This window comes from Chryseobacillus diguaensis (genome assembly GCF_049220665.1).
In the GTDB taxonomy this organism is placed as follows: Bacteria; Bacillota; Bacilli; order Bacillales; family Bacillaceae; genus Metabacillus_B.
In genome coordinates, this window is record NZ_JBMKNV010000004.1 from 117260 (window position 1) to 134721 (window position 17462).

General features: G+C 39.9%; 17 protein-coding genes and 1 pseudogene. 5 read left to right on the plus strand and 13 right to left on the minus strand.

Annotation, left to right across the window (positions count from 1 at the left end; genetic code table 11):
* Window positions 1-302: 302 nt before the first annotated feature.
* From ACOT8F_RS07895 to ACOT8F_RS07915, 5 genes and pseudogenes are all read right to left on the minus strand, one after another.
* Window positions 303-1058, minus strand: coding sequence for a M15 family metallopeptidase (locus ACOT8F_RS07895; RefSeq protein ID WP_421651086.1), 756 nt, complete (start codon window positions 1056-1058; stop codon window positions 303-305).
* A gap of 50 nt (window positions 1059-1108) precedes the next feature.
* The gene (locus ACOT8F_RS07900; RefSeq protein ID WP_421651087.1) at window positions 1109-2098 is read right to left on the minus strand and encodes a TIGR03943 family putative permease subunit; all 990 of its coding nucleotides are present in this window, start codon (window positions 2096-2098) and stop codon (window positions 1109-1111) included.
* A 12-nt stretch (window positions 2099-2110) separates the two neighbouring features.
* Window positions 2111-2239, minus strand: coding sequence for a hypothetical protein (locus ACOT8F_RS07905; protein WP_421651089.1), 129 nt, complete (start codon window positions 2237-2239; stop codon window positions 2111-2113).
* A gap of 20 nt (window positions 2240-2259) precedes the next feature.
* Window positions 2260-2979 carry a permease gene (locus ACOT8F_RS07910; protein ID WP_421651090.1) on the minus strand — a complete coding sequence of 240 codons (720 nt, stop codon included), beginning with the start codon at window positions 2977-2979 and terminating at the stop codon, window positions 2260-2262.
* Window positions 2980-3248: 269 nt separating this feature from the next.
* A pseudogene (locus ACOT8F_RS07915) lies at window positions 3249-3363 on the minus strand (30S ribosomal protein S14); the annotation flags it as partial.
* A gap of 178 nt (window positions 3364-3541) precedes the next feature.
* Here ACOT8F_RS07915 and ACOT8F_RS07920 point away from each other — a divergent pair.
* The 5 genes from ACOT8F_RS07920 to ACOT8F_RS07940 all read left to right on the plus strand — a co-directional run bounded on the left by ACOT8F_RS07920 (window position 3542) and on the right by ACOT8F_RS07940 (window position 8838).
* Window positions 3542-4486, plus strand: coding sequence for a metal ABC transporter substrate-binding protein (locus ACOT8F_RS07920; protein WP_421651092.1), 945 nt, complete (start codon window positions 3542-3544; stop codon window positions 4484-4486).
* 209 nt (window positions 4487-4695) lie between these two features.
* Entirely contained in the window at window positions 4696-5403 is a 708-nt protein-coding gene (locus ACOT8F_RS07925) for a metal ABC transporter ATP-binding protein (protein WP_421651094.1), read from the plus strand.
* Window positions 5349-6179 carry a metal ABC transporter permease gene (locus tag ACOT8F_RS07930; RefSeq protein ID WP_421651096.1) on the plus strand — a complete coding sequence of 277 codons (831 nt, stop codon included), beginning with the start codon at window positions 5349-5351 and terminating at the stop codon, window positions 6177-6179. Before ACOT8F_RS07925 ends, ACOT8F_RS07930 begins: the two co-directional genes overlap by 55 nt.
* Window positions 6180-6994: 815 nt before the next feature.
* Window positions 6995-7981: a permease gene (locus ACOT8F_RS07935; protein ID WP_421651098.1), complete on the plus strand. Its 987-nt coding sequence runs from the start codon at window positions 6995-6997 to the stop codon at window positions 7979-7981.
* 14 nt (window positions 7982-7995) lie between these two features.
* The gene (locus ACOT8F_RS07940; RefSeq protein WP_421651099.1) at window positions 7996-8838 is read left to right on the plus strand and encodes a TIGR03943 family putative permease subunit; all 843 of its coding nucleotides are present in this window, start codon (window positions 7996-7998) and stop codon (window positions 8836-8838) included.
* 128 nt (window positions 8839-8966) lie between these two features.
* Here ACOT8F_RS07940 and ACOT8F_RS07945 read toward each other — a convergent pair whose 3' ends face one another.
* The 8 genes from ACOT8F_RS07945 to ACOT8F_RS07980 form a co-directional block, all read right to left on the minus strand.
* Window positions 8967-10148, minus strand: a complete 1182-nt coding sequence (locus ACOT8F_RS07945; RefSeq protein WP_421651101.1) for a PDZ domain-containing protein — start codon at window positions 10146-10148, stop codon at window positions 8967-8969.
* A 100-nt stretch (window positions 10149-10248) separates the two neighbouring features.
* Window positions 10249-10599 (minus strand): swarming motility protein SwrAA, encoded by a 351-nt coding sequence (locus ACOT8F_RS07950; protein ID WP_421651103.1) that lies wholly within the window; start codon window positions 10597-10599, stop codon window positions 10249-10251.
* A gap of 332 nt (window positions 10600-10931) precedes the next feature.
* The gene (locus tag ACOT8F_RS07955; protein WP_421651483.1) at window positions 10932-12371 is read right to left on the minus strand and encodes a S41 family peptidase; all 1440 of its coding nucleotides are present in this window, start codon (window positions 12369-12371) and stop codon (window positions 10932-10934) included.
* Between the two features lie 217 nt (window positions 12372-12588).
* Window positions 12589-13947 carry a murein hydrolase activator EnvC family protein gene (locus ACOT8F_RS07960; RefSeq protein WP_421651105.1) on the minus strand — a complete coding sequence of 453 codons (1359 nt, stop codon included), beginning with the start codon at window positions 13945-13947 and terminating at the stop codon, window positions 12589-12591.
* A gap of 84 nt (window positions 13948-14031) precedes the next feature.
* On the minus strand, window positions 14032-14922 hold the full coding sequence (gene ftsX / locus ACOT8F_RS07965) for a permease-like cell division protein FtsX (protein WP_421651107.1): 891 nt from the start codon (window positions 14920-14922) through the stop codon (window positions 14032-14034).
* On the minus strand, window positions 14915-15601 hold the full coding sequence (gene ftsE, locus ACOT8F_RS07970) for a cell division ATP-binding protein FtsE (RefSeq protein ID WP_421651108.1): 687 nt from the start codon (window positions 15599-15601) through the stop codon (window positions 14915-14917). The genes ftsX and ftsE overlap by 8 nt, the downstream gene beginning before the upstream one ends.
* A 497-nt stretch (window positions 15602-16098) precedes the next feature.
* Window positions 16099-16419 (minus strand): cytochrome c551, encoded by a 321-nt coding sequence (cccB, locus tag ACOT8F_RS07975; RefSeq protein WP_421651110.1) that lies wholly within the window; start codon window positions 16417-16419, stop codon window positions 16099-16101.
* A gap of 58 nt (window positions 16420-16477) precedes the next feature.
* Window positions 16478-17344, minus strand: a complete 867-nt coding sequence (locus ACOT8F_RS07980) for a YitT family protein (RefSeq protein ID WP_421651111.1) — start codon at window positions 17342-17344, stop codon at window positions 16478-16480.
* Window positions 17345-17462 lie beyond the last annotated feature (118 nt).

Here is a 17462-nt window from a genome sequence, read left to right on the forward strand (position 1 = left end):
ATTAACCACTATTCTTCTCACTACAAGGAGATTTACATGAAATAATACCGGAAGAATTGCAACGATCCTTTTGACCTGGGAATTCAAACTGTTTTTGCTTGCTACTTTTATTACCGTTACCATATGTTTGATACGGTTTCCTGGCTTGGCTCATTATCCTGTTTCCGATAGCCTGGTGGACTGGCCTTCACTATGACAGAGCCTCTTTCTATTCAGAAAAAGATGTTTAAGAAAAGAGGCAAATAAAAGAGCTTGTTATGAATAGTCTTTTTTTCAAAACAAGCTCTTTTTGGTTGTCCCGCTTATTTCCTTTTAAAATACTGCTCAAGGGTTAAACCGTTTTTGACTATAAATTTAGCTGCCTCTTCACCGACAAACCGGATATGCCATGGTTCATACTGGTATCCTGTAATTGACTCTTTCCCCTTTTGATAACGGATAATGAAACCGAAATCCGCTGCATGTTCTTTGAGCCAAATGCCTTCTTTCGTCTGGCCGAATTCTTCTGTAAGCTCATAGTTCACCTCTGGAGATGTAACATCAAGGGCAAGTCCTGTTTGATGTTCGCTTTCGCCAGGGATAGCACTCACTTGATTGGCTTCTTCTTTATTGGATTGCTTGGTATTAAAAGCAAAGATGCTTTTTTGCCTGCTGTAGGAGCGATACCCAGATTGCCCAATGAGACTTATTCCTTCTTCTTTTGCTTTTTGAAATAACTTTTCTGCAGCTGATGCTGCCGGTTTTCTTAAGTGTTTTTTTTCCAAATTCTCTTTAAAAGCCCACGGTATATTAGGTATAACAAGATCTCTCGGAATATAGTCCGATGGAAGCAGTCTTTTTTTATTTACGAGGACAAGGATATCCTCTGGATTAGTAACAATGGTTTGCCCGTTTGCTCCCTTTTTTGTTGTGTGGCTGAGTAAAGGTCTCTCACTAGATTGTTTATTTACTGCCGTCTTTTCTTTAGAAGCCGGAGAAACCTCATTTGAATGTTGGGGTGAACATGCAGTCATAACAGTAAATGAGAATAGCAGTAAAAGAAACATGATGTGTTTCAATATGATAGACTCCTTTAATCTTTTATGTTTCATAGAAAATGACCAAAATATTAGTTTTGCTTCTGCATATTTTGAATCGTCCCATTGTCATATATATAAACATTTGATGGCACCGATATCTTCTTATAGGAGGCCATTTTAACTATTGGAAAGGTTTGGCCATCTTTTTCTGTCTTCCCGATCTTGCCGCTGGCTATAATCCAGCTGTCTTTATCTACATGGCTCAGGTCTCCTTTTACATAATACCCGTAAACCGTTGCATCAGCTGCACAGCAGGTAATGATAAAACGGGAAAGTGCTATTTCGTCAGAAGCATAGTTCTGATCCCGGTACACGAAACCATTGATAACGATCTCTTTCCCTATAAAGTCTGGGAGGTTTTCCTGAAGGATCAGCATCACCTTCAAATAGTTTTGGTCATTAACTGTGATCTTCCTAGCTGCTAAAAGCTTTTTCTTTTCCTGATTGAGTTCTGAATTGGATAAAGGCTCTGTTTGATTGGCACTCGCTGCTTGTGATTTTTGCTGTACCCTTTGCTCCATTTTTTTCATATAGCCCTTTGGGTCTTTTAAATATTCTTCAGCATCTTTTGTAGAAACAGCATTCGTTTTAGTCTGATTTACTGTTTTTGCCGCAGCTGACTGAGAAGAACTTGCCCCAAACTGAATTTGCCTTTTTGACACAACAGAACTATCAAGTACGTTGGCTGAAAATAGCAAACCGGTAACAATAGGAATGAAAAACAAGGAATACAGAAACAGGCTTTTCCTGTATGTATCCGGATAAGAATGATCTCCATCGCAATGGCAATGCACATGAGCTGGTTTATTGGATGTTCCTCTGAAAATATTAACTATGCAAAGGCCCATTAATACAATGATCGTAAAATAGATAAATGGATTCATCCTAGGTGCAATAAAATTTGAAATTTCTCCTGACAAAGCCAATTTTATTAATAGAAGTGAAAAACCTGTTAATAGAATTCCTCTTAAAAGAGGGTGATTTTGTATTCTTTCTGGCGGTTTATTATTAGTATCCATCCATAAACCCCCTTACAAAATAAAAAACTGATAGATCAGAATGAGGAGATAAATGACTGCTGCAGTTATCGCCATAAGAAGGATGACGAATCTTTTTCTAAAGTAGGCGAAAAGCATAATCGTGTTTTTCACATCAAGCATTGGGCCAAATACGAGAAAAGCTAAAAGCGATCCATGACTGAAATTAAACTGAAGGACGAGGCAACAAATGCATCAGCCTGAGAACAAACAGAAAGAATGTATCCGAGTCCAATCATGACAGCTGGACCGAGAAAATCGTTTGCACCAATATCGGTAAGGATATTTCTGTTTAAGACGGTTTGGAATAAAGCGGCAAGAATCGAGCCAATAATCAGGTACTTCCCCGTATCAAAAAATTCATCACTCACATGATAAACTAATTCCTTCCACTTATTTGTTTCAGAATGGTGATGTTCATGATGAATGGCTGCCTGACCTTCTTTTTTAATGGGGTCTTGTTTATAAAAAAAGCGGAATAACACACCACTGATAACTATCGACGCGATAAAAGCAAGGAGCATTCTCTCATTTGCCAATTGGGGTTTATTTTGAAAAGCAAAATAGGTTGAAGCGTAAACGACTGGATTGATAATAGGGCCGCTAAGCATAAATACAATCCCCGCTGCAGGTGGCATGCCCTTTTTAATTAGTCTGGAAACAACAGGTATGATAGCACATTCGCAAATCGGAAAAATAATCCCCAAGCATGCAGCGGGAATCATAGCCATATAAGCACGTCTTGGCATAAACCGCTGAATCATTCTTTCAGATACATAGATTTGAATAATAGAAGAAAAGATCACCCCTATTAAAATGAACGGTATTGCTTCAAGAACAATGCTTATAAAAATAGTATTCATATTTAACAGTTCTTTCGGAATCTCCTGAATAAAAGAGAGATTCCTCAGCTGATCTGAAAATAAAAACAAACAGATAATTAAACAAAATAGGAATAACCCTATCACATTGCTTTTTATGTATTGCACTTTGCTGATTCCTCTTTCGATCATTTTTGATTAGCAGTCCAGCTCGAACTTCCAAATAGTAACAATTACGATTTGATTTTGGTCGTAGTTACCTTACCACATTGATTTTAATTGAACAAGCTCTTTTTTTAACAGCCTGGGCCTCTTGGAAGCTTTCTTAACGCTTCATAATCTCCTTTTTCTTTCAGTTCTCTTCTCATTTTTTCGTATTTTGTTACAGTTTTGTTTTTCTATAGTGATTTTTGATTTTTTTGCCAAGATCTTCCTCCTATTTAGTTTATCTCCCACTATATCGTTTTCCTCATTAAAATTGGAAAAGAAATGATAAATAAAGAGAAAATGCAAAAATTTCTATTGATCTTTTAATAAAAAGTATGGTATATTTCCAAGGCATAAATCGTAATCATTACTATTGATATTCCTAAGGAGAGATGATATGAAAAAATGGTCCGGAGCATATGCAGGACTCTTTCTAGTATTGGCATTTTTGCTTAGCGGCTGCGTTTCAAATGAGACAGCACAGACTTCTGCTAACAAACAAAATGGCCTTCACATTGTAACCACCTTTTACCCAATGTATGACTTTTCTAAAAATGTCACCGGCAAGCACGGACAGGTTGATGTTCTAGTTCCTGCAGGCACTGAGCCGCACGAATTTGAGCCAACACCAAAAGATGTTGCTAAAATTCAAAATGCTGATGTATTCGTTTATAACAGTGATGCCATGGAAACCTGGGTCCCTAAGCTGCTCAAAAGCATTGATACATCCAAGGTGAAAGTCGTAAACGCAAGTGAAGGCATCAAACTAATGGAAGGTATTAGCGAGGAAGAGCATGCCAGCCACGAAGAACAAACTCTTGACCCTCATGTATGGCTTGATCCCGTTTTGGCGCAAAAAGAAGTCAACACAATTGGGAAAGCAATCAGAGAATCTGATCCAGCACATAAACAAGATTATATAAAGAATGAAGATCAATACATTTCCGAATTAAAACAATTGGATCAGCAATTCAGATCGGTCACAGAGAAGGCACCTAGGAAAGAATTTGTCACGCAGCACGCCGCTTTTGGCTACCTGGCGAAACAATATGGACTGACACAGATCCCGATAGCCGGTCTTTCACCTGATCAAGAACCAAGTCCTGCTAAAATGGGTGAACTGCAGAAATATATTAAAAGTAAAGGCTTCAAAATAATCTATTTTGAAGAAGTAGCATCTCCAAAAGTAGCAGAAACATTGGCATCTGAAACTGGTGCAAAAACCGTTGTATTAAGTCCTATTGAAGGAATTACAAAAGAAGAACAGGACAAAGGCGAAGATTATATCGGTTACATGCAGAAAAACCTAGAAGCACTTAAACAGACAATCTTGGAAAAATAGAGAAGCGAATTTGTAAGGCAGTGTAAATGGTCTTTGGCCCCTGCCTTATTACTTTTTTAAAAAGGCTCTTTCCACAAAGATAGTTACGATTTATAGGTTTTTTACATGCTTGAAGAGTAGCTTCGCGATATCTATTCATAATATGTTTGCTTAGTATTGGGGTTTATGAGCAGCAAGAAAAGAGCGTTTAAGAAAGGAAAGATAGTGATATGGAGCTTTTAGCAGCAAATAACGTTCAGTTTAAATATGAAAAAGAAGTCATATTAGACGATATTTCTTTTTCTATTCATAAGGGAGAGTTTGTTACTCTGACAGGCCCTAACGGAGCGGCAAAGTCGACACTGCTCAGGATCATGCTTGGATTATTAAAGCCTTCAAAAGGATCTGTGAAGATACACCGAAGAATAGACAACGGAAGAAAATTGGTTATTGGCTATGTCCCCCAGCAGATCGCCTCATTTAATTCAGGGTTTCCAAGCACGGTTCTGGAGCTTGTTCAATCCGGCAGATTCCAAAGAGGACACTGGTTTAAAGCTTTATCAAAGCTCGATCATATGATCGTTGAACAATCTCTTCGTGCAGTAGATATGTGGAAGTACCGATATGCTAAAATAGGCGAGCTCTCCGGCGGGCAAAAGCAGAGGATTTGTATCAGCCGTGTTCTGGCCTCAGAACCTGATCTGCTTGTTCTCGATGAACCAACAACTGGAATGGATGCGGAAAGCAGAGAGTCGTTTTACCAATTGATGAGACACCATGCGGATGAGCATGGACGAACCATTCTAATGGTCACCCACGATTCAGAAGGAGCGGGTTCAGCTGCTGACCGAAACATTTTATTAGAAAGAAAGGAGAACACAGAATGGAAATGTTTCACCTTGGCTTCATGCAGCACGCACTTTGGGCTGGCGGATTAATCGCTTTAATCGCACCTGTACTCGGATTATTTCTCATTTTAAGAAGACAGTCTTTAATGGCAGATACGCTTTCTCATATTTCACTTGCCGGTGTTGCCCTTGGAATGACCCTGCATTCGAATATTAATGCTGTCACAATTGCAGTCATTGTTCTCGGAACAGCAGGAATTGAATATATGAGAAGCACCTACAAAACCTATTCAGAGGTATCCGTTGCTATTTTAATGGCAACAGGACTTTCACTTGCCCTTGTCCTCATGAGCTTGAACCAGGGTGGAATCTCAACAAGTGTCGAACAGTATTTATTTGGCTCTCTTGTCACAATTAGCTTGGAACAGCTTCAGCTGCTTGCACTTGTTACATTAATTACAGGTGTCTTTTTTCTTTTTTTCCGCCGCCCGATGTTTGTTTTGACTTTTGATGAGGATACTGCCTATACAAGCGGACTGCCTGCGAAGTGGCTCTCCTTATGCTTTAGTATTTTAACAGGACTTTCGATTGCTGTAATCATGCCCATCATAGGGGCACTTCTGGTATCTGCCCTAATGGTACTTCCCGCTGCCATTGCCATGAGAATCATGAAAGGATTCAAACGCACGATTCTAGCAAGTATTGTTATTGCTATGGTCTGTATGTTTTTCGGTTTAACCTCTTCCTACTCTCTCGGTACCCCTCCGGGAGCAACCATTACCCTTACTCTAGTTGTTTTCCTCCTTGTTAGTTTGCTCATTAAAAAGGCCTTGAGCAAACTAAATTGGTCAGGGTTCTTTTCATAGAAATGAGGTTTGGTTATTCCAAAGCCGGCTTTAGCAGAGTATATGGTTCGGCGCAAAACCAAAAATAATGGACTTATCGGCTTCCTGTTTTTAAACATGGCTGTTTTCGCAAGGATTGTTGTTATTCGTATGAGTTTAGAACACTCGTGAAAATTGGCTTCGCGGGATCTTTTCTTAATATTCCCAGCTTTATTACCCTAAGGGAAAAGCAAAAAGGTTTAAGAGCAGAGCCTAAGACATTATGATTGAAATAGAGTAAATGGTTAAAAAGACTCGTCAAATAACGAGTCTTTTTTCTTGTGTAAAAAACCCGGCCGAATATTTCATTAAGGAAAATCTTAATTAGCTGCAGAACAAAATAAAAAGACAGTAAGGGAATATGCGCTTCTATTACTGCCCGCTCAATCGTTTATTTTCTCCAATTTTCTTTGTATATGAGTCTAATCTATCGATAAGATCCTTTTGTAATTTTTCTTGCCCTTCTTCCAGTCTGTAATAAATTAAAATTTCCATACCTCTTCTAACAAGCGGATTCTACTAATATCCAACATCTTTTACACGTATAATTCTTTTATTAATACTACCTGTTCAATTAAACTGTCATTTTGTTGAAGAAAAATGGTAACCCGGCTGTTCAACGTCGAGTGTTAATTTACAAGACATTTCTTATGTCATTTAATTGATACCCACTTCAAAACAGAACGCTTTATCTAGCAAAGACCAGTCTTACTCATTCATTGAGTACTAACCGTAATAAATACGATTTGCCCATCATATATTGATATTAATAATGATTTTGTAAGGAGCGGAAAACAATGAGTATTTTTTTGCCCTTCTTAAGAGGACTTGCAGGATTCTTTTTTCTTATTCTTGTGCTGTATCTTTTTTTGTTTGGACAAACCTTCAATAAGATTCAGATCCCGGAAATCTATCTCAATCAGTTGACTATCCTTCTAAGTATCGTAATGGAAGCGATCCCTTTCATTTTGCTTGGGGTCTTTGTTTCAGCAGTGCTGCAAAATTTCGTATCTGAAGAAGCTGTGCAAAGGTTTTTCTCAAAAAAAGGGTTCCTCCTGCTCCTTCCTGCTGCATTACTTGGCATCATTTTTCCCATTTGTGAATGCGGGATTATTCCTGTAGTAAGAAGACTTATTAAGAAGGGCATGCCTGCCTATTTAGGCATAACAGTGCTTGCTGCAGTACCTATTATTAATCCCGTCGTGTTTTTTTCCACTATTTATGCTTTTCAAACCAAGCCGGAATTTGCCTTTTACCGTACAGGCCTCGCTCTTGCCGCTTCTCTTATTCTAGGATTGATCAGTTACTTATTGTTTAGTAATCAAAACGTTCTGAGAACCCATACAGGTGATTTAGAAAAAGGGGGGCAGCACGGTGCTAATAAGTGGAAAAATGTTTTCTATCATGCTGTGGATGAATTTTTTGATACAGGAAAGTATTTGATTATAGGCGCATTGCTTGCAAGTTTCTTTCAAACCTTTATGAACAGAGAATGGTTAGCTTCGCTCGGAACGAATGACCATATATCTCCACTCCTCATGATGGGACTTTCCTTCCTTTTATCCGTTTGTTCTGAATCGGATGCTTTTATCGGCAGAACCTTCCTTCAAACGTTTTCTGATGGTTCTATTCTTGCTTTTCTTGTTTTCGGCCCAATGCTGGACTTCAAAAATACCATCATGCTTTTTAAATACTTCAAAACCAGATATGTGCTATTTCTCATGATCCTAATGGTTATTGTAGTTTATTCCATTATCATTATCTTTCAAAAATTCTATTTGTAAGAGGTGAGATTATTTTGGAAACTTTTTTTAATACAAAGCTGAATATTTATTTGAAAGGGATCTTCTTGCTTGGCTTTGCCCTGCTATGGATTAAACTGCTCATCACTGGCAATATTTTAAATTTTATTGCCCCGCGAATGATTCCTTTTATTTCATTTTCAGCGTTGGCTTTCTTCCTATTAGGAACCATTCAGCTTTTTCTAAGGGATTCTTCTGATCATGCAGAACATGATTGCAATTGCGGAAGCAGTCATCATCAAAGGACAAGCTTTACTAAAAGCATTCTTATCTATGCTATTTTTTTAGCTCCGCTGCTTATCGGTTTTCTATTCCCAGATCAGACTCTTGGCAGTTCAGGTGCAGCCAATAAAGGGATACAATATGGTAGAGCAAAGGAGACTCCAAAGGATATTCACCAGAAAGTTAAACCGCCAAAGCAAACTTCTTCCCCCAAAAACGCAACAGAAGACCTTTTAAGCAAATCTTCCGTTGTTCTGACAGATGATACATTTATCCCAATCTTGGATGAGATGGAAAGTCACATTGACCGGTACGTTGGCAAAGAGGTTCAGCTTACTGGGTTTGTTTATAGAGATCCTAAGTTTAACCATAATCAATTGGTTGTTGCCAGGTATGCCATTTCGTGCTGCATAGCAGATGCTTCTGTCTACGGCTTAATGGCCGAAAGTTCAAAAGCCAGCCATTTTAAAGACGATTCCTGGGTAAAAGTAAAAGGAATATTGAAAAAAACAGTCTTTGATCATTCTAAAATCCCGATGCTCCAGATACAGTCCGTTACTGCGCTCCCTAAACCGAAGAATCCTTATTTATATGAACAATTGACACGAATTGATTAATCACTTTGAAAATCAATGTGATTAATCAATTCGAGAAATGAACCTCTTCCATTGAAGCTGGATGACACATAAAGATAAAAAATTCCTCCCTGAAAGCAGCAGGGGGGAATTTTTTATCTTTATTAATGTTATACAGCCTTATGCTTTCCCTTCTTCGCATCCTCAACAAAAAGGATTCCCAATTCATGATGCTCGCCTTCATACAAGGCTCGTTGGGCAAAGCGGATTTCTCCATTCAGGCTGACAAGCTCAAGCTTACAGAACACTCTGTTTTTTTGAAGCGCTCGATAAAATTCATCGACTGTTTTAACAGAGCTTCCATTTGTTTTCATGATTATTTCGCCTACTTCAAGGCCGATTTTATCAGCTGGTGATCCTGGAAGAACCCCTAGTATCATTAACCCATGGTCTATTTTTGAAAAATAGAAAGAGGCGGAATCGTCATTCATCCTCTGGCGAATGGATAGTAATTCCCGGCAAACCATAGCGGCAATAACAGCAAAATAGGACAAAGGCTCCCACCAGATGCTTATTAAAGCCATAGCGAAAATAAAGGTCCCAAGCCAGGTGATTCTCTTGGCCGTTATCTGTATGCTTTCTTTTGGCAGAGATCCTTGTACCCTTTGATGAAAACCTGTAAAAAACGGGATCATGATTAACGTAAATGACTGACCTCCAAAGTCAAAAACCGGCCACCAAGGGACTACAGCTTGCAATGGACCTCCTGGAAGCAGCAAAAATAACGGAAGCATCCATGTCCTATTGGCAATGTGATTCCCTATAGGAAGCCCTCTGCTGCTTGATATTACGTTTGGAGACGTTTGCAGATATCCTGACTTAAAGATGAGATATCCTTCAGCGGCAAGTGTCAGTCCAAGCAAAATAGCAAGCAAGGATAGGTTGGTGCTTTGAAGTCCCTGAAAAGCGTTTTGGACCAGTGTCCCGCCGAAATGGTTTAATAAAACGGCGACAATAAACGTAAGGCCGATTGTGTAAGCGGCGGACATAAAGCGGAGCTGAAATGTTAAACCGATTATAGCCATTACGATTGTCAAAAGAACAATGCTTCCATATGGGAGTGCAATGCCGAGAACTATTGCCGCAGCAGATAGAACAAGACCTGTCAAAAGCCCCCTGCTGAAAGTGAATTTAAGTTCGTCATACAAATCCTGTACGCGGGTATGAAAGGAACGCCGCTCTCTTTTTATCCGAAAAAAACCGTGCATCAATACAATAAGAATATACAAATAGAGTAGCGGATTCATAAAAAGGCGGAGGATTCCCCAAATAAAAGCTATAATCCAATTCATCTAACCAATTCACCACCTTTTAAGCAATTTTATCAAATAATAGATAGCTTGGATATGCACGATGATAGGTTTTATGAATTTTCGCCTTACTGTTTAGGACTTATTTCAAGTTCTTCCATAATGCTGAATTTGAAAGGGAAAAATCTATAAGCGGCGCATAAATTTTAATATTCAATGACTCTTCCAAAAGCTGCATTGAGTGTTTAATGTCTGCAAGGCTTAAAGAGAGCCGTTTATGGTTAGCCGTTAAGTAATCAAAGTATGCTTGTACGTCCTGCTCTTGCACCTCATCTAGCTGCTTGATATCTGTGTAATTGGCCAGATACATGCAAAAAAGCTGAAGCCATTTATTGGTTTTATTATTCGTATAAATGGTTGGTCTTGTTTTTTCACGGAACTCTTCCATTAGGTGCTGATAAATTTGTTCTCTCATCACACTAGCCCTTTTCAATATAAATCCCCCATTTTCTGTGAAGTGTGTGCAGAACAGGAATATATCTATGTTAACATTTGTAATGGTTGTAACAAGTCGCTAAAGTTGGATATTTCGCAATCCGAAAGGGTAGCCATACGATTCTTGTACTATAAATTACGATACTATTACGATGTTTACGGCATGAAGAAGGAAAAACAGGTCTTTTGAAATTATTTTACATATCTTTTTCTTTTTTTTCTTGTCCTTTTATCGCATTTTTTTATGAAGGTTCACTCCATTGTCCTAACGATTGCTAGATGATGGAAGTTGATGAAATAAGAAAAACCCCCTATTGCAGGGGGCCTGATTTAAAACAAATCTTTTATAGCTGCTTTCAGCTGAAGATCATTTTCTTCATTCAGCTTTTTCACTTGAATTTGCTTATTAAGTACCAGGGCAGCTGCAGTATTGATTACACCAGTAGCTTGCAGACTGTTCTTCTTTTGAAAAGCCTTTACAGCTGCAGTTGTTTTAGCGCTAAAGTAGCCATCTGTCCGGTCAGGGCTGTATCCAAGGCCTTTTAAAAGAACCTGGGAGACTCTGACTTCTTCGTTATTCATATCTTGTTTTAAATCCCCTTCAAGCTGCAGAGGTCCAGCTGAGTAATATTCAGGCTGGCTTACAGGAATGGTTGGTTTGATTCCTTTTTTGTGAATCCAATTTCCTTCTGGAGTCAGCCATTTGTAAAGGGTAAGCTTAATATTGCTGCCATCCCCCATAGGGACTGCCTGCTGAACAGTTCCTTTTCCAAATGAGGTTTCCCCAACCAGGTCATAATGCCCCGCTTCATTTAAAGCACCCGCAAGGATCTCAGAGGCTGATGCGCTTCCCTTGTTAATTAATACGTTCACTGGGTAAGCTTTTTTCGTTTTCAGCTTTGAATAGTAAGGGGTTTTCTTCCCGTTTCGCTCCTCAATTTGGATATACGGCTGATCCTTCGTAACAAATTGCTTCAAAATTTCTTCCACGCTCTGCAAATAACCGCCTGGATTTCCCCTTACATCAATGACAAGCCCTTTGATACCCTCTTTTTCCAGTTTCTGCAGCTTTTCTGTAAAATCCTGAGCTGTGTTTTCTGAAAAAGAAGTGATTTGGATAACCCCTGCTTTTTTTCCATTGTAGGTTTCCGTGCGACTGAAAACCGTCTCAAGCGGTATGTTATCACGCTTAAGAGCAATAGTCATCGTTCCGCTTGAACCGGGTCTATGCACTTCAAGGATAACGCTTGTGCCTTTTTTGCCTCTGATTCGGAGGACTGTTTGGTTCAGGTCTTCTCCTTCAATGGATTGCCCATCTATCCGGATAATTTCATCATTTGGATGAAGGCCTGCTTTTTCTGCAGGAGATCCTTTAAAAGGTGAGACGATGATGATTTTTCCTTCTCTCAGCCCTACTTCAGCGCCAATGCCTTCAAAGGAGGAATCAAGTGAATCCGAAAATTGCTTCGCTGTTTCCTTATTCATATAGATGGAATAAGGATCTTTTAGTGTGGAAAGCATCCCTTTAATGGCCCCTTCATAGAGCTTATCCTTGTCCACTTTTTCCACATACTTATTTGAAATTAAATCATATGCCCGCTGGATTTTATCCAATCCTGGAATTTCTTCTTTTACAGCTTCCTGCGATAGATTCGACGAAACCGGTTCAGCTGGAGCCTTATGATCCCAAAGCTGTGTTCCGGCATACATTCCGCCCGCTCCTGCGGCCATCGAGCAGCCCATCAAGAGCGCAATCACTTTTTGCTTCATCATAACCCTCCTTGATTTAAAGGCTCGTCCTTAAACAAACGTTTAATTGGACACGCCTATCCGCTAAGGCTAGTATATGTTTCCATTGTTAAAATCATGTAATCTTTGCAGAAATATGGATATTTTTTTAATGGAATAGCAAAAATTTTCTCCTTAGAACAAATAAAGGCTGCCGGTAAAACCGGCAGCCTTTGCAGCTCACAAGATGAGTCATCATCTATTTATTAATATAATCTAACGGGTTAACCGCGTTTCCGGCACCTTCCCATGGTCCATCATGGATTTCAAAGTGCAAATGCTTGCCTGTTGAATGTCCTGTATTACCCATGATACCGATTTGCTGTCCTTGTTTCACCGTTTGTCCGCTGTGAACAAGCAATCTTTCCTGGTGAGCATAAACCGTCGTGTAAATTTTCCCATGAATGCTATGTGAAATGTAAACAACATTACCATAACTGCTGGAGTATGCTGCATGAACTACCGTACCGTCTGCCGCTGCATAAACTGGTACGTTTGGTGCAGGATTACCGAAGTCTATTCCCGCATGAAGCTTGCGCTGATGCGTAATCGGGTGAATACGGTAACCGAAGCCTGAAGTAAAGTAGCCAACTGTCGGTTTGATAAAGTCTCCGCTGCCAGTTGCAGGAGATTTTGAAGCAGAGCCTGATGAGCTAGAACCACTGTCTGAACTATTGTCAGCAGACGGTGCAGGTGTTCCGTTCGTTCGATTCTCCTGTGCTTTCCGGGCATTTTCTTGAGCTAGGCGGGCAGCTTCTGCTGCAGCGCGTTTCCGCTGTTCATCAGCTGCTTTTGCACGTGCTATTTCCTTTTGAATCGCTTGATCCTGCTGAGAAAGCAAGTCGGATTGATCTTGAAGAGACAAGACATCATCTTCCGTATCGCCTTGTTCTTTCTGTACAGATTGCATAAATACATTTTTGTCATTCATTTGCTTATTAAGCGTTTCTTTCAGACTTTCTAGCTCTGAAAGGGCTGACTGCAATTTTTGCAGGTCACTATTTAGTTCTGCTTCTTTTTGCTCAAGTAGGTTCATATCTTTTTCAGCCGCTTTGATGATTTCTTTATCCGCATCTACAATTGTAGAAACAGCACTCATTCGGGAGATAAAGTCACTAAAATTCTGAGCACCCAGCAGCACATCCAAATAGCTGATCATTCCTCCGCTTTCCTGGAGGGAACGGGCACGGTTTTTCAAGAGTTCATTGCGTTTTTGAATGCGATCCTTCACGATAGCAATTTGCTTTTTAGCTTCTTCAATATTTTGTTTCGTTTGATCCACTTCGGCCTGCTTGTCCTGAATTTTTCCACTTGTAGCAGAAACCTTCATATCAAGGCTTTTGATTTCTTCATTCAGTTTTGCTTCTTTTTGCTTCAGCTCATTGATGTGTTCCTGTTTCGCTTTAATATTGGAATTAACACCTGACTGCTGATTGCGGATATCTTGCTGTTTTTCTTCCAGAGTCTGAGCAATAACAGGATTACTGTTTAAAGGGATAAGAACTCCGCTTGTACCAACAACGGCAGCCAGTCCCCAAGACATGATCTTTCTGTTCACTTTCTGGTTCCTCCCCAAATTATGTATATCGGGAAACTTTCAGACTGGCAAAATCAAAATCTGCCAGCCTGCTGTTTCACTCTTCTATACTTTTAAGAATTTTCTCACAGACATTAAGCTTCCCCAAACGCCGATCAACGCACCAATGAAAAGCAGTATTCCGGATACTTGGAATACAAACGGGCTGAACGGCAGCAATTCAACGAATGATCCTTGGACCTTAGGAAGCGCCCATGCGTAAAGTGCATTATAAATTGAGATAATGAGTGCGATCGGAATAAGTGAACCAAATACGCCGAGCAAAAGACCTTCAAGGAAAAATGGCCAGCGGATAAACGAATTGGTTGCACCTACAAGCTTCATAATCTCAATTTCTCTTCGTCTAGCAAAAATCGTGATTTTAATTGTATTTGAAATAAGGAACATCGCTGTGAATATCAAGCCGATAACCAGGCCAATCCCTATGTTTCTGGCAATGGTTAAACTTTTGAAGAGATTTTTAACATCCTCTTTTTTGTAGGTAACCTTGTAAGCATTGTTGAATTTCTCAATCTTTTGGGCAATCTGAGGAGTGTTATGAGGATCTTTGGCTTTGACGACAAAGGCATCACTCAACGGGTTGTTTTGCTTAAACAGCCTCCACGTTTTCCCTTCTTCCCCTAGACTCGAAATTAAGTTGTTCAGTTCCTGTTTCTTCGAAGAAAATTGAACGCTTTTCACATCATTTACATTTTGAATTTCTTCTTTAAGCTTGGATTGGTCCTGAGGTGATGCGGTAACATCAACTAATACCTTGATCTGAACATCGTCTTCAATGCTGTTTGCGAAATTATTTAAGTTCATCATGATCACTAGGAAGGTCCCGACTAAAATCAGGGTTACCGTTACTGCACTGACGGACGCAACAGTCATCCATGCGTTTCTTCCAAGTGATTTAATACTTTCGCGGAAATGACGGCCAAGAGTCTTAATCATATAAACCATACTCCCCTCTTGCCTCGTCACGAACAATCTTTCCATCTTCAATAGCAATGACGCGCTTCGTTATCGCATTCACGATTTCCCTGTTGTGGGTCGCCATAACAATGGTTGTTCCGCGGTTATTAATTTCTTCAAAAATGTTCATGATTTCCCATGATGTATCAGGATCAAGGTTTCCCGTTGGCTCGTCCGCAATCACGACACCCGGATTGTTTACGATTGATCTGGCTAGAGAAACACGCTGCTGTTCTCCTCCAGACAATTCATCAGGAAAGCTTCTAGCTTTGTGCTTCAGCTGCACAAGATCCAGCACATCAAGGACTCGTTTTTTAATGTTCTTCTGGTTTTCTCCGATTACTTCAAGTGCAAAAGCCACGTTTTCAAAAACGGTCAGCTTCGACAGTAGCTTGAAATCCTGGAAAACCACTCCGATTCCTCTTCTCAAATAAGGAACCTTGCTTTCTTTTAACTTCGCAAGGTTAACTCCATCAATCAATATTTTGCCTTTTGTAGGTCTTTCCTCGCGGTACATCATTTTAATAAATGTGCTCTTGCCTGCCCCGCTTGGCCCGACGACATAAACGAATTCACCCTGGTTAATTTTAATGTTGATTCCGTTTATAGCCAGCACGCCATTTGGGTAGGTCTTATAAACCTCTTCCATTTCAATCATGCAAATCACCCAAAGCTGTTATATTTTTAATTCCTGTCGTTATATGAAGTTGTATGTGGTTTAAAATGTCTTTTCTTTGCACCACAGTTTTTTAGCTAAAAAATATAGAACGCGTTCACTTGTCATATACTTCGGTGCTTTTTAAAATTTTCGTCTTAAATTGTCGACAGAGTGTCGAATTATTGGAAAGTTTTTCTCACAGACCCCATTATAACATCAATATAAAACATGAATAGGTAATTAATATTACATTTGTGTTTCAAATGGGTTAATAAGGTGTATATTATGAGGCAAAAGGGGAAAATAGGGAAGTGAATTTTGTACGAAGCTATTTGGTCTATTTTTTTAAAAAGCTCTGTTAAACCCACCTAGCTGTTGATTTCCACTGAAGGCGTCCGCTTTCCGCGGGCAGTCCCAATCAACATGGTCGCAAAGTTAACATTTAGCTTTAACTTAGCCAAAATAAAAAGGAGGTCTCTCTGGACCGCCTTCCGCGTTTACTTTTTCTCAGATAGCCATTTTGCAACAGACTCTTCTTCTGCTTTATTCCCGTTTAGGATTCCTGCAGGCATTTTGCCTTTTCCGTTTTCAATAATCTTCTGAATTTGAGCCTGACTGAACTCCTTGCCAACCTTCTCAAGGTTCGGACCATATCCGCCCTTTAAATCTCCACCATGGCAGCTGGAGCAGTTTTGTTTAAAAACCTCTGGCCCGCTGGCTGATTCCGTTGCGGTTTTGGAATCGTTTCCTCCTCCGCCCCCACAGGCAGTCAGAACAAGCGTAGTTCCAAGAATAAGTGCAGATATTTTACGCTTCATGTTTTTGTTGATCTCCTCTCAAGGTTAAGAGATAAAATATACCGCTATTATAACCGATCTAAGCCCGTTTGAAACCCTCTCCAAGAACTTCAGAGGCATCCATGACAATGACAAAAGCAGCCGGGTCAATACCTCTGACCAATTGTTTCAGTTTTGTGAATTCTGTCTGATCCACCACACACATTAATATCGGTTTTTCCAGATCTGTATAACCACCAAAAGCAGACAGCTTTGTAACACCGCGGTCAATTTGGCTTAAGATAGCCTGGCGGACTTCTTCCTCGCGCTGCGTTATAACCATTGCCATTTTGGAGCGCCCTAGGCCGATCTGCACCACATCAATGGTTTTGCTCGTTACATACAGGCCGATTAAAGCGTACAAGCCTCTCTCAATATCAAATACAAATGCAGCCGTAATAACAATCAGCCCATCAATGATGGCAACGCATGTCCCTAAAGTAAGACCTGTGTATTTATGGATTATTTGAGCTGCAAGATCCGTTCCTCCTGTTGAAGCTTTCCCCCTGAAAACTAGCCCAAGGCCAAGGCCAACTCCTATGCCTCCGAACAAAGCTCCCAAGAGAGGATTCGTTGTTGCCGGTTCCATGTTTTTTGTGAAAAAAACAACGAGCGGAAGAAAAATCGTTCCGATGGCAGTCTTTACACCAAATTGTTTTCCAAGCGTGATGACTCCCGCCACAAAAAGCGGAATATTAAAAGCCCACTGAACATATGCCGGCTCCCACCCGAAAGCGGAATGCAAAATCGTACTTATCCCGCTGACTCCTCCTGAAGCCACTTTATTCGGCAGCAAAAACAAGTTAAAAGCAAGAGCTACTATCGCTGATCCGATCAAGATATTCACATACTCAATAATTTTCTGAAATAAAGGATGAGAAGTATAAGTTCCTCTTCGCTGCTTCATAAATATACCTCCGAATATTAGTTAGCCAGAGAGAGTATAGCACCGTAGGCAGGCGGTGTAAATACCTTCCATATAACGTGTTAGAGCAGTAAAGCACTGCTTTATTCTATCGCTTCAG